Origin of the sequence: Ornithinibacillus caprae, assembly GCF_009728145.1 — a bacterium.
GTDB lineage: Bacteria > Bacillota > Bacilli > Bacillales > Amphibacillaceae > Ornithinibacillus > Ornithinibacillus caprae.
This window is the reverse complement of sequence record NZ_WOCA01000016.1, coordinates 67,187-81,626: the sequence shown is the minus strand read 5'-3', so window position 1 is coordinate 81,626 and position 14,440 is coordinate 67,187. Positions and strand designations below refer to the sequence as shown.

Annotated in this window: 10 protein-coding genes; 5 read left to right on the top strand and 5 right to left on the bottom strand. The window is 36.1% G+C overall.

The features are described 5' to 3' along the window. Positions 1–28: 28 nt before the first annotated feature. Together GMD78_RS16935 and GMD78_RS16930 are read right to left on the bottom strand one after the other, a co-directional pair. The gene (locus GMD78_RS16935; protein WP_155670440.1) at positions 29–4,405 is read right to left on the bottom strand and encodes a S8 family serine peptidase; all 4,377 of its coding nucleotides are present in this window, start codon (positions 4,403–4,405) and stop codon (positions 29–31) included. A gap of 588 nt (positions 4,406–4,993) precedes the next feature. Continuing rightward, complete coding sequence (locus GMD78_RS16930; protein WP_155670438.1) at positions 4,994–6,052, bottom strand: M20/M25/M40 family metallo-hydrolase; 1,059 nt, start codon at positions 6,050–6,052, stop codon at positions 4,994–4,996. 148 nt (positions 6,053–6,200) lie between these two features. Between GMD78_RS16930 and GMD78_RS16925 the strand changes: the two genes are divergently transcribed. The 4 genes from GMD78_RS16925 (at position 6,201) to GMD78_RS16910 (ending at position 9,993) form a co-directional block, all read left to right on the top strand. Continuing rightward, a complete protein-coding gene (locus tag GMD78_RS16925; protein WP_343042414.1) occupies positions 6,201–6,752 on the top strand; it encodes a thioredoxin family protein in 552 nt (183 codons plus the stop codon). 96 nt (positions 6,753–6,848) lie between these two features. Then, positions 6,849–7,844, top strand: coding sequence for a potassium channel family protein (locus GMD78_RS16920; RefSeq protein WP_155670436.1), 996 nt, complete (start codon positions 6,849–6,851; stop codon positions 7,842–7,844). A gap of 87 nt (positions 7,845–7,931) precedes the next feature. Continuing rightward, entirely contained in the window at positions 7,932–8,321 is a 390-nt protein-coding gene (yugI, locus tag GMD78_RS16915; protein WP_155670434.1) for a S1 domain-containing post-transcriptional regulator GSP13, read from the top strand. Between the two features lie 322 nt (positions 8,322–8,643). Further along, positions 8,644–9,993, top strand: a complete 1,350-nt coding sequence (locus tag GMD78_RS16910) for a glucose-6-phosphate isomerase (RefSeq protein WP_155670432.1) — start codon at positions 8,644–8,646, stop codon at positions 9,991–9,993. Between the two features lie 50 nt (positions 9,994–10,043). Here GMD78_RS16910 and GMD78_RS16905 read toward each other — a convergent pair whose 3' ends face one another. Together GMD78_RS16905 and GMD78_RS16900 are read right to left on the bottom strand one after the other, a co-directional pair. Then, positions 10,044–11,726 (bottom strand): hypothetical protein, encoded by a 1,683-nt coding sequence (locus tag GMD78_RS16905; RefSeq protein WP_155670430.1) that lies wholly within the window; start codon positions 11,724–11,726, stop codon positions 10,044–10,046. Continuing rightward, positions 11,719–12,270, bottom strand: a complete 552-nt coding sequence (locus tag GMD78_RS16900; RefSeq protein ID WP_196493851.1) for an RNA polymerase sigma factor — start codon at positions 12,268–12,270, stop codon at positions 11,719–11,721. Before GMD78_RS16900 ends, GMD78_RS16905 begins: the two co-directional genes overlap by 8 nt. A gap of 267 nt (positions 12,271–12,537) precedes the next feature. Between GMD78_RS16900 and GMD78_RS16895 the strand changes: the two genes are divergently transcribed. Further along, positions 12,538–13,701, top strand: a complete 1,164-nt coding sequence (locus GMD78_RS16895; protein ID WP_155670426.1) for a MalY/PatB family protein — start codon at positions 12,538–12,540, stop codon at positions 13,699–13,701. A 152-nt stretch (positions 13,702–13,853) separates the two neighbouring features. On the opposite strand, the gene GMD78_RS16890 is transcribed toward GMD78_RS16895, so the two are convergent. After that, positions 13,854–14,426: a superoxide dismutase family protein gene (locus GMD78_RS16890; RefSeq protein WP_155670424.1), complete on the bottom strand. Its 573-nt coding sequence runs from the start codon at positions 14,424–14,426 to the stop codon at positions 13,854–13,856. Between the last annotated feature and the right edge of the window lie 14 nt (positions 14,427–14,440).

The window sequence follows — 14,440 nt, the reverse complement described above, 5'->3', positions numbered from 1 at the left end:
CCTTTTTATTTAGAAATGATGGTGGGTATTATTTTTTACCGTTACCATTCCCATTATTTTTACCCTTACCTTTTCCATTACCATTGTTGCCATTATCCTCTTCTCCGTTGATAAATAATTTACCTTCGGCTTGCTGACGAGTTTCATTTCCGTAGTCATCAACCACCTTAACTTCGATAACTGCGCCATCAGCAACAAGGTTACTTGGTACTGTCCAATAACCAACATAATGACCTTCTGATGTTTCCATCATCGGTAATTCTGTTGCATTGTACGTTTGGGCACCTAAGTTAGTTAGTGGCATATGGATTGAGAATGTTGCTCTTAATCCTGGCTCACTATCAAACTCAATCATAACTGTTTCACCAGTTTGAAGTGTTTGATCCTCTGTCGGAGTTAGATTTTCGATTTCTGGTGCTGTATAATCAGCTGAAATTGTAACTGTTTCTGTTGTTACATTACCAGCTAAATCTGTAGCAACCACTTCGATAACATTTTCTCCTTCGTCAAGGATAATGCGTTTTGAATACGCTCCGTCAGAAACAGTTGCTTCTTGTCCGTTTACTGTTACGGAATCAAGATGCTCATCAGAGATGGAACCTTCAACTGTAACTGTTTCACGATTTGTTTTATCCCCATCGACTGGGTTATCTATCGTTAGTTCAGGTGCTTGCGTATCCAACGTCATAGTTACCGCTTCTGATTCTTTTGCTTCTTCTCCGTTAACAATAGATACAGCTGTAAATTCATTCTCACCTTCTGTTAGCTCTACATCAATCGCAAAGCTTCCATCATCACCGATTTCAGCAGAACCAACTTCTTCGCCATTATTTAGTAAGTTAAGAGTTGTAGTAGGAGATGCAGAACCTTCTACCGTTACAGCAGCATCATTTGTTATGAACCCATCAGCAGGAGAAGTAATAACTGGCTCGTCTACTTCATATGCTACACGGGCACGAATCATGTAGTTTCCTTCAGCAGCTGGAGATGGAGACCAAACTCCGCCTACTTGTTGATAACTTCTTTCTGCATTTGGTCCATTTTCATCTGTTGCTAATCCAGGAACATTAGGATTAGCCCCTGTTTGATGATAAACCATAAAGAAGTCACCTTCTACTTGGATATTATGTTCGCGTAGATCTACTACAGTCCATTCATCCAAGCTTCTTATCGCCTCAGCATCAATTGGACCAGCAAGTTTTTCATCAGGCAAACCGTCTTCACCTGCAGACCAAACTTCTACAGCAAATGGTGTGTCGCCTGGTGTTGGCCAATCTGTTCCATGGAACTGGAATACACCATCTGTTACAACGGCAGACTCTCTTCCTTCAGGTAAGGACATTTTAACAGCCCATTTATTACCTGGATCATAGAACGCTCGAGCATTCTCTGCTGTACCATCATCGTATGCAATTTCTCCACCTGGAACTGTAAAATATGGTTCTAATTCTATATTTACTTCTAAGTCCTCGGTTAGATTCACTTCAACTTCTGCACTATGATAATCATTAGCTAGAACTTTTAGCGTATACGTACCCTCATATGCAGTAAGGGCAAAATTACCATCAGCATCTGTCTCAACAGGAGCAATGTTAGCATCCTCCACTAGAAGTAATGTTGCTCCTTCAATTGGATTACCTGATTTCTCACTAGTAACCGTACCACTAACTGTTGCTTGCGGCAGCTCATCTAATGTGAAATTAGCTTCAACAGTTCCATCTGCTTCTAATGTAACTGTTTGTTCATCCGAATAGAAACCATACGCTTCTGCTACAACTGTAAATGTTCCAGCAGCATGCATAAGTGAGTATGAACCATCTTGTGGATTCGTTGCTACGGAACGACCACTTTCAAGAACACTAACTTGCGCACCTAACGGAAGTGCGTTAGGATTATATTGGTTCTCTTTTGCCTGAGAATCATCTTCTTTTGGTAAGCTTGGCTCTACCTTAGCCGAGTTTACCTTTTCTTTATCGACAACAAGGGTATCGTTAAATGATTGAGTTTCATTTGATTCTAATCCTAATGAAGTGTCTGATAATGCTACATCATCGATATACCATCCATCACGTAATACACTACCATCCGTATCTAAATTGAAACCAATGTAAACCCGTTCACCACTATAGTCAGATAAGTCAACTTCCGTTGCTTCCCAACCATTAGAAACATTTGTAAATGTTTCTAAATCCACCCAATTTTCTTGATCAGTAGAGATTACTATATATCCGTAATCCCAGTTATTTTCAATGTTATACCAATTGTTAAACTGTAGGAATGATTCACCCTCTGGTAAATCAATTGGAGGCATCATAAGTGTCGCATCTGCATTATTATCATATTGACCAGATAAATTTGTTGCATAGACCTTATCACCAGAAGCTGCCTCTCCAGGACCAGATGTTGGCTCTCCCCACTCCCAGCTATCGTTGGTTCCAAAAGAAGTCCAACCTACTGGAGATGATTCAAAATCCTGCTCATATCCAACAGTAATTCCTGGATTAACCGCTACTTCATATTCTTCACTCGTTACGGTATTGTTACCAAAGTCATTAATGACAAATTGATAAGAGAAAGAGTCTCCATCAATTACATCACCTGGAACTGTTACAGCATATTCACCTGAACGGTAGTCACCAGATATACGTGTCGCTTCAAATACTTGATCACCAGTGTGTAACTCAACAGAAGTAACACTTACATTATCACTAACTTCAAGTGTTAGATCTAAATCCATTCCTTCATATGTCTCCACTGGCGCCTCATGTGTAAATGCAGGAGCCTCTGTATCCTCACCATCCATTGTTACCTGACCTTCAATCGTACCAAGACCAGAAACAACCGATGAAACAGCTGCAAATGCATCGATAATTCCATATCCATACCCATTATTAGGAGATTCCGGGAAAGAACTATCGGTTCCAGCTTCTGAATCAGCTGTATTCATCAATACTTCTTCAATGGTATCCACATCTAAATTTGCATTAGCTGACCTTAATAGCGCTACTACTCCAGCATTGGCAGGTGAAGCCATGGATGTCCCACTATATCCAGCATAACCCCCTCCAGGAACAGAAGAACGAATTCCTTCACCTGGAGCAGAAACATCTGGTTTTATTTCATCATAAGGTGATGGCCCTTCTAATGAAAAGCTAGCCTTATTATCATTGCTATTAGTTGCACCTACAGCAAATGACTCTGGATAGTTCGCTGGTACAGCTACTGACCCTGGTCCACCTGGGTTAGTTAATGTAGTATTTCCAGCAGCAAAACTAGGGAAGATGTCAGCTGCACGCCAAGCAATTACAGCGTCGCGATACCATTCATCAAGACCTGGCCCGCCACCCCAAGAGTTATTTACTACATCTGGAGCCTTTGTTAAATCGCCACCTGGAGCTAAAATCCACTCTGCTGCTGCAAGTAGATCTGTATCATATGCTCCAGCAGGAGTAAACGCCTGAACAGAGATCCACTTCGCACCTGGTGCAACTCCAACTTGGTTAGATCCATCAGCTTCACTACCAACCATAGTTCCGGTAACATGTGAACCATGCCCATCAATATCATGCGGCTCTGTTTCACCATTTACTGGATCATAGAAACTATACGTATGATCTACTTCTCCAGTTGCCGGATCATAACCACGATATTTTTCCATTAATGCAGGATGTTCCCAATCAACACCTGTATCAATGCTTGCAACTACAGCACCTTGACCATCGATACCCATATCCCATACAGCAGGTGCACCAATTCGTTCAACGTTCCATTCGACATTTTGAATGTTATTTTCAGGAACATCAGCCGCTGTATCAGCTGCAGAAATTAATTGACGCTGCTCGTTTGGTAAAAGTTTTTCAACTTCTGAAAAAGCAGCTAATTTTTCCGCAACCTCTTTTGTTGCTGTCACTGCCATACCATTAACGATATGATAAGCTTTTATATCTTCAGCGTTTCCTTTTTCCACTTCCTGTTCAAGGAATCGCTTAACATTTTGTTGAGATTCCATTGCAGTCGCTTTTAATTCAGAAATTACTGCTGAGCGCTGCGCATGCTCTTGGTTTAAAGCAGAAAGGTTTGCTTTGTTAGCATTATTCTTTGCTTTTAATGCCGCTCCCATTGGATCTGCTTTTTCAGTAAATTTTATTAAGAATGTTACTTTATCCTCTTTTTCTAATTGATCTTGTAAACTATTAGCTACCTTGGCTTGTATGGATGCATTTGAATCGTTTAATGAATGACTCACCTTACCGCTCGATTCAGCTCCTACAAATCCAGGTGTAATAAGTGAGAAGATCATTAGTAAAGTTGCTACAATACTAAATGCTCTAACCTGTTTTTGTTTTTTACTCAAAATTGTTCCTCCCCTCGAATATAAAACCTTGAAAAACTTTTTATCTACCATGTAGGAAAAAGTCTTTCACTATCGAAAACATCCTCCCCTCCTTTCATGTCATTTTTTCTTCCTAACAACATACTAAGTTGGTCTTAGCTGTTACTATAACTATAGTAGAAGAAAAGAAAATAAAATGTCACAATTTGTCGAAATTATATAGAATATTCTAAATTAAATAATAAGTACCACATCTCCACATTGACTAGATAGGAATAAAGTAGGTCAAGCATTTGACTTTAATCTATGAAAAAGCCTATTAATTCGATGTATACATAGAATGATTGGTAACAAAACTTTTAAACTATTAAGGTACTTTCCTATAAAGGAAAGAAAAAATGATACAAAGTTACTATGTTTTTTCATTCTCTGCGAATAAATTTATAGAACCCAACACTAACCGTTACTTTTCACCTATCTAAATAAAGGAAAACGGTCATTGAATAGATCTTTAGTAATGTTTAAGGTGGTACTACCCAAGGAATAAACTACCAATATATCTTAAATGGATTATCAAGACAATTTACTATTTTTCGCATGTAAAAAAAGATCTTAGCCAAAATCATTTGACTAAGATCTTTTTATTGTATATTTACACTTTTACTCCTCTAACGGATTTAGACTCTCTTTACCCGTTAGATCTGCTAGCATTGATACTAATAATTCAATCTCCTCATCAATATCGTGAAAGCTTACTGTCTCTACTGGTGAGTGCATGTATCTTAATGGCAAGGAAACAAGGGAAACCGGAACTCCTTTTCCAGTTAACCGCATTTTATCTGCATCCGTACCTGTCATACGCGGTGTCAATTCAAATTGTACATTCATGTTTAGTTTCTTGGCTGCTTTTTCTAGCATGATATTGATTTTACGATTAATAGGTGCTCCTTTAGCTAATACAGGTCCATTTTCTAATCGAATATCTCCATGCTTATTTTTATTTACTCCTGGGTAATCTGTGGCAAAAGTGACATCACATGCAATCGCCATGGTAGGATTAATTCCTGCAGCAGCAAAGTAAGCTCCACCCATATTCGTTTCTTCGTTAACCGTACTTGCTGCATAAATACCAACTGAGCAGCCTCTATCCTTTAATCTTCTTAGTACTTCAGCAACAATAAAAGATCCAGTACGGTTGTCCAAACCCCGACCAGATAAATATCGATCCATTAGTATTTCTGGCTCTACTTTATAAACAACAAGATCACCTATTTGAACGTATTGCTCTGCCTCTTCCTTTGATTTAAACCCACAATCAATAAAAAGATCCTCTAAATCAAACTTATCCTTTAGGCCACCATGATGTTGAGCATTGACACCAATAACTCCCGAGATCTCCTTGTTATAGCCAAGAACTGTGGTTTTCATTCCTACTGCTGCTTTTGGATTAATACCACCCATTTTATCAAAATGTAAATATCCTTCTTCATCAATTCGATTAACTACAAGCGCAATTTCGTCACAGTGACCAGCTAATAGTACTTTGAATTCTGCGTCTGGGTTTAATACTCCAATTGCATTTCCGGCATGATCAGTTATAATATCATCAGCAAAGTCTTTCACATATGATATCCACTTTTTTTGGATTTCAACTTCCTGACTAGACGGAGAAGGAGTTCTTAGAAGTTCTAACAAAAAGTCTCTATTTGATTTTTCCATTCATAAATCCTCCTATGAAATATGTATATAACGCTCTTTATTTATCATAGCAAATTTTCTATTGTAGAGCACATTTGTTTACGGACAACTAGTAAATGTTTATTATTTATTTAGTCGAACCCTTAACACTGGTAAAGGAGCTGGTTATGTGACATCTTTAAATTCTTGGTATGACAAGGCTATATCAACTGACACATATATTGAATCTATGGAAAAGCATAAAGAAAATTTATTGCATATCTATGATCATTTTACACCACCAGAAGACACAGATTTTTTTCATAAGGTACAACAAAAAAACCTTCGAGTCATCGTCTTAACAGAAGACTGGTGTGGAGATGCAATGCTCAACATTCCAATATTACTTCGAATTTCAGAAAAAACAAATATGAATGTTCGTATGCTTTTACGAGATCAAAACTTAGAATTAATGGATCAATATTTAACTAATGGTAAATCTCGCTCAATCCCCATCTTTATTTTTATCGATTCCGATGGAAATGAAGTTACTAAATGGGGACCACGTGCAGAGAAAATTCAACAGTTTTTTGATCATGCAAAGAATAATCTTCCTTCTCAAGAGGCAGATGACTATGAGGAGAAGTTTCGAGAAATGCTCCTTTTTATAACAAAGTCATTTCGTGAAAATCGAGACTTCTGGAATTATGTATATGACAGTATAAAGCAGACACTATTATAACAAACTCATCCTTTTTAGGATGAGTTTTTATTATTGAATAAACCTTTGATTTTATTGTCTATACTAATAAAAGACGATAATACAAAAGGTGAGATAATGAATATAGAACAATTTAAACATATATACTTTCGACTGCCGGTTATAGCCAGACTACTTTTAACGATAGTAATTGTAATGCTAGTATTCGGCTCCGTTATTCACCTTGTTGAACCAGAACAATTTCCTACTATATTTGATGGCATTTGGTGGGCAATCGTTACTGGTTCAACAGTTGGTTATGGAGATTATGTTCCATTGTCAACTGCTGGTAGATTAATTGGAATCCTATTAATTCTTACTGGTGGCGGAGTAATCACCTTTTATATTGCATTGTTTTCTGCTTTTACAGTCAAACATGAAAAAGATTTATCAGATGGTAAAGTTGCCTATCAAGGAATGAATCATATCGTATTTGTTGGTTGGAATGAACGTACGAAAAAGCTAATAGAGATTACTAAGAAACATAAGCAGAAAACGGAAATTATATTGATTGATCAAACACTAACCAATGTTCCGTATCAACAATATCCGATTCATTTTATAAAGGGTGATGCTACAGATGATATAGTATTGGAAAAGGCTAATATTAAACATGCGAGTCGAGTAGTTATTACCGCAGATGCCACGAATAATGAAAGGCAAGCAGACCATTTCACAATTCTTGCAACCGTTGCAATAAGAGGAAATAACCGGGAAGTACCAATTATTGTTGAAATTTTAACAACAAACCAGGTTGAAAATGCAATTAGAGCTGGTGCAAACACCGTTTTACGCCCAAATGACTTTATTAGCTCCTTGTTATACCATGAACTTTATAAAACGAAGTCAAAGCCCTTTGAGACTATTATACAACTCTTAGCCAATAATCAATTACATCATTATGAACTTCCAAAAGAATTAGAAGACAAACCCTTCCTTTATGTATTACAAGAGTTTAAAAAAGATGATTGCTTATTAATTGGTATTATTCGTGATAATGAGTGGAAACTTAATCCAAAGGCAGAATTAAAATTAATAAAGAATGATATACTTGTAACACTCGAATCATGGTAATTGGATTACTTTTGCCACAATATGAAATGTATGATAAAATTATATATTGTGTGAAAAGAATCGAATAAGGTATAGGAGTTGTTCAGCATGACAGACAAGTTTGAAACTGGTCAAGTTTTACAAGGAAAAGTAACTGGAATCCAACCATACGGTGCATTTGTTGCGTTAAATGATGAAGTTCAAGGGTTAGTCCATATTTCAGAGGTAACACATGGATATGTAAAAGATATTAATGAGCATTTATCAATCGGTGATGAAGTTAACGTAAAAATCTTAAGTGTAGATGAAAAGAATAATAAAGTTTCCCTTTCCATTCGCGCTACGGAAGAACCACCTAAAAAACGTCCAAAGGCACAACCTAAGAAACAGGTAAAACAACAGGTTGAAGAAACTAATTCTGGATTCAATACATTAAAAGAGAAATTAGAAGAATGGATCGAACAATCTGAAGATCGTGAAGGAAGCTTTAAAAAATAATAGAATGTAGCAAAAGGCTTTTTACTACTAAAAATTGTCTATGAAGACAGTTTTATTGGTGAAAGCCTTTTTTCATGAATATTAGAAAACTTGGCATTTTGCCATACCTTTATGGTGAATACCTTCATTGTACTTATGCAGAATAGGAATGCTTTCCTATCTGTGAACAAAGCGTATAAGGGTCCGTTCCAATAAATATTTGTTCATAATTTGTCAAAATATGAATGGTTTCATTCTTGATTTCATTTCACTACTTCGATAAAGTTAAATTGAAAAATTATATAAGCAATTGAGAAGTTTTTTCTCATAGAGGAGGACATATATGACACATATTCAATTTTCATATGATAATGCGTTATCATTTTTTAACCAACAGGAAATTGACAATTTAAATGACTATGTAAAGGTTGCACATGATGCTTTACATAATAAAACTGGTCCTGGAAACGACTTTTTGGGCTGGATTGATCTACCCGAAAACTTTGATAAAGAGGAATATACTCGCATCAAAGCATCCGCAGAAAAAATAAAAAATGATTCAGATATTCTACTTGTAATTGGTATTGGCGGATCTTATCTAGGTGCTAAAGCTGCTCTTGAAATGTTAAACCATTCGTTTCAAAACTTATTATCAAAAAAAGAGCGCAAATCTCCACAGGTTATTTTTGTGGGCCATCATATGAGTTCTACCTATATGAGTGAATTATTTGATGTACTAGAAGGCAAAGACGTTTCAGTCAATATTATTTCAAAAAGTGGTACAACAACAGAACCTGCAATAGCCTTTCGTATTTTCAAACAATTCCTTGAAGAAAAATACGGAAAAGAAGAAGCTAAAAAACGTATTTATGCTACTACAGACAAAGCTAGAGGCGCTCTTAAAACTGTAGCTGATGAAGAAGGCTATGAAACGTTTGTTATTCCTGATGATGTTGGTGGACGCTTTTCCGTATTGACGGCAGTAGGATTGTTACCAATAGCTGTAAGTGGAATTGATGTCGACAATATGATGCAAGGTGCAAAACAAGCTATGAACGACTTTAGTGATCCTTCATTAGCCAATAACCCTGCTTATCAATATGCAGCAGTCCGCAACGTTCTTTATAATAAAGGTAAAACAATTGAAATGCTCGTAAACTACGAGCCACATTTACAGTATTTTGCTGAATGGTGGAAACAACTATTTGGCGAAAGTGAAGGAAAAGATCAAAAAGGAATTTTCCCCGCTTCAGCAAACTTTACAACTGACCTTCATTCGTTAGGTCAATACATTCAAGATGGTCGTCGCGATTTATTTGAGACGGTATTACATGTTAATAAACCAAAGCAGGAAATGACGTTAGAAGCTGATGAAGGAAATTCTGATGGTCTTAACTACCTTGCTGGTAAAACCATTCATGAGATTAATGATAAAGCATACCAAGGTACTTTATTAGCTCATACAGATGGAAATGTACCAAATCTAGTTATTGAATTACCTGTTCTTGATGCCTATACATTCGGCTATATGGTTTACTTCTTTGAAAAAGCATGTGCACTTAGTGGATATTTATTAGGGGTAAACCCATTCGACCAACCAGGGGTTGAAGCATATAAAAAAAATATGTTTGCCTTGCTTGGTAAACCTGGTTTCGAAGAAGAAAAAGCAAACTTAGAAAAAAGATTGAAGTAGAACAAAACACCACATGTTGACTCTCTCAACATGTGGTGTTGTTTTGTTTATTAATCTATAGAAATATCATTTACTTTCCATAATCCATCTTCTTTGGTCATTTGAAGCGTATCTATAATATGTTCCATATTCCATGATTCAATAAAGTGTATATAGACAGTATTATCGTCTATTTGCTCGGTAACAACATGACTAGCCTGTTGAGTCACATCAAACCAATAATTCTGGTTATATAGCTCATCACTAACCGTTTCCTGATCCATCTCAGACCATTCACTATCCTTTGCAAATAATGAATAATACGTCTCTGAATCACCTCTAGAGTATGCATAAATAAAGAGTGACATGACTTCGAATGCAGATAAGTCCTTTAGCAATTCTCCGTCTTTTTCTTTTTTATACTGACTATAGGTTGAATTTGTATTATTATGAAGTGGCCAACGGTTTAACGAGATAATATCGTCCAACTCACTGTTTTTAAACCTATCACTAAGTAGGATACGTAATGAACCATAAGGGTCCATTGAATTTCCACTCAATCTCCAATCGTTTTCTTCATACTCCTCAACCGCCTTATTTACAAAACTCCAATAGATTGAATCTGTATGGTTTTCTAGAAACGATCTATATTCTTGCTCTGCTTCATCGATAGGGTCTCCACCTCCAAACCCGCCATTTAAATAGACTTGTAAATAGTACTCTGAATTGTTAATTATTTCTTCTTTTAAAGGTTGATCTATCTCATCTATATAAGTAAAATATAGTTCTTCTAACTCTAAAAGAACAGAATCTAATTCTCTCCAATTATCATGTAAAGGATCGCGCATTCCAGTTACATGCTTTTCTACAGTTTTTATGACCTCAAAATAACTAATATATGCTTCACTTACATCCCATTCTTTCAAATAGTTTTGTAGTCTATTAAAGTCTATAACTATTATAAGTTCTTGGTTTTCATCTTTCTCAAGTAAATATCCTTGCTCCTTGACTACATGCATAATTTCAGCTATTTCTTGTGGTCCATTAAAATTTTCTGGTTGTTCTTGTAATCTCACTATATCTTCTTGCATCGATTCATCTAGTTGATATTCATTAAGTAGTTCTACAAAAGTAGTCTGTAATGAATAAAGAAAAGATGTTAATGAATAATAAATCTCTAATAATTCATAATTTACATAGTTACCATTCCTATTATCCAATTTTTCCACTTGCATTTGAGGCGTTATAAAGTAGTGATCAATCATATTTTTGACATCAGACCAACGATGGTTCAGCTCATTATTATTTTGAAAGATATCTTGCACGATTCCTTCTGCATGCTTAACCAGCTGAAAATTGTCTACATTTTCAACTCCAAGGTTTTTTCGAAACTCTTCTTTAGCCTCCTCTAGGTATTCCTCCACTTCAGCTTTAAATTTAATTGTTTCTAAGTCTTCTGCTCTATTATCTAACTCCGATTGTTTGCCTTTTTCTTCCTCAATTACTTCCTTTTCATTATCTGAGTTAGAATTACCAGCTATAGTAGCATCTGTATCCATAAAATTCAATGCCATAATGACAAATACGATTAATCCCGCAACCGCTACCAATGTTGGGAATGATTTTTTCCAGTTTGGTTGTCTTTTTTCGTTCTTCATTTGTTCCATAATGGATTGATTTTCAGCAAACTCTGGAAATCGTTCATAGCTTTCTTGCATCTCATGTAGTAGCTCATCAAACTTTTGCTCATCCATGTAAAAACACCTCCCGCACATCTTTATTCTCATATTCTTTCATTAAAAGCTTCTTCGCGCGGTGTAACCTTGTTTCCACAATAGATGTTTTTAGTTTCAGAACCGTCCCTATATCCTCATAGGATTGATCATGAAAATAAGATAGGATTAAGGGTAAACTGTACTTTTGGTCCATCTTCTGTAAACAATCATGAATTAGTGCATGCTCCTCTTTTTCGAAATAGTAACCATACCCTTGTTCACTATGTCTTATATGTATTGCTTTACCTTCTATTTTTTGTTCTTTCTTGAGTTTTCTAACATGTTCCTTTGTAACCTTTAAGGTAATTCGATAAATCCACATAGATAATTTCCCAGATCGGTATAAATTTATTTTTCTGTATAGTGTAATAAATGTTTCTTGAACGATATTAGGAATATATTCAGGACGTACACCTAATTGAAATGCAAATCGTTCTACTACTCGTTTGTATTGATCTAGAAGAATTTTAAAAGCTGATTCATCTCTTTCTTCAACCATCTTTATTAGTTGTTCTTCATTCAACATAATGCCCCCTTGTCCAGCCTTTCTACCTATATAACGTAATACACTAGAGGAAAAGTTTCATTGGCAGAAAAAAATTTTAAAAAACATGTTTAAATATATTGTAACAGGGAATAACTATTACCGTAAGACTTTCTCGTATTCCCCCTGTAAGCAAGGCGTTAAACGCTTTGCTTTTTTTTTGGCCAAAATTAGCCAAGTTAAATTATGGGAATTTTGTGGCTGGTTCGTTATAATTACGATAACGAGTGATGGGAGGTTTCTAAAATGGGAATATTTGATACAGTTTATAAACGAGAAAATACCCGGTCTGTTAAATGGGATATGCTTGATGCTGTGTTTCAATCAAAAGATGTATTACCAATGTGGGTAGCCGATATGGATTTTAAAGCACCCGAGGCTGTTAATGATGCGATAATTAATCGAGCAAAGCATGGCATTTATGGATATACCGTTATTGATGACCTAGTTAAGGATGCGATTGCAAATTGGATTTATAACCATCATGATTGGAGTATCAACAAAGAATGGCTTTCATTTAGTCCAGGAGTGGTTACCAGTTTACATATGGCCGTACAAGCTTTTACAGCAACAAATGATAAAATATTAATTCAGACACCAGTGTATACGCCTTTTTACAGTGTGATTGAGAAGCATGATCGACAGGTTATCAAAAACCCATTAGTTCGAAAAGATAATTACTATCATATTGATTTCGAAGACTTTGAAGAAAAACTTAAACAAGGTGTAAAAGCATTTATATTATGCTCTCCTCATAACCCGGTTGGAAGAGTTTGGACAAAAGAAGAATTATTAGAAATGGCTCGGCTCTGCTTACAATACGACGTTATGATTTTTTCTGATGAAATACATGCGGATCTAACTTATCCAAATCAGCACCATATTCCTATTGCATCTTTATCAGAGGAAATTGCAGATAAAACAATTACTTGTATGGCACCTTCAAAAACATTTAATCTTGCTGGACTCCAAGCTTCTTATGTCATAACATCAAATAAATCCAAACGTAATAACTTAAATGACCACCTTGGCAAACAAGGTCATCACATGCTAAATACAATGGCAACTACTGCCATGGAAGCAGCCTATGAACATGGTGAAGAATGGCTAGAAGAGTTAAAACATGTTCTTTTAGAAAATCGCAATTATGTTTCAGAACAACTTCAGAAGTATACCAATCTTAACGTAGTTGATTCTGACGGAACCTATCTACTTTGGATTGATTGTAGTGCACTAGGTTTAAATGATAAAGAATTAAAAAAATTCATGATTGAAAAAGCTAAAGTAGGTTTAAATACAGGGATTGAATATGGTGAGGAAGGTTCAGGATTTATGCGTATGAATATTGCTTGTCCGAAACCTTTATTAAAAGAAGGTGTTAAAAGGATTATTGAGGCAGTAAATAGATAATCCTGCTATTGATGTGGGGTTAACGAAAGAGGATCCAGTCTACTGATTTACTGGATCCTCTTTTCACTATTCAAACAAGTTGTCTCTTTATCTATGCTTGGATCGATTCTCTAGTTAATCCGCTACCCGTCATTTAAAGAAACCTGCCGTTATTATTCCTCTTGCTCTTCATTTAGTTCTGTTGGATCTGTAGGTGATTCCGTTGACTCCCCTTGATCACCAGATTTTATCTCTCCACAAATAATGCGAGCGCCAGAATCACCGCCAGGCTGACTTACTCCATCGTCTTGTCCATCTGTTATAATTAACGATGTCCCTTCACCAGTTAAAATTGAATTTTTACCATCTGTTAAGGTTGCCCCCGCAAGCATTAATTCCGCATCTACCAGACCACCATCATCCGCTTCTACATTAGGTAAGTCCCCTAGATGTGCACCTTCAGGATGCATTAAACCATGCTCATTTCCCTCTGGATCAAAATGATTTCCTGCTGATTCAAAGTCAGGTGCATCACATTTTGGAAATTCATGCACATGTGCTCCGTGAAAACCGGGCTCTAGTCCTTCCAATTTTATTTTTACTTGAACGCCATCCGGTTGCTCTAACAATTCAGCAGTGCCAACCATATCACCATCAGCATTATACATATCAATTGTTTTAGAAGTAACTTCATTACTTTGACAAGAAACTAGTAGAAACAAAAGGATGACTAATACATACCGCATGTTTATTACCCCTT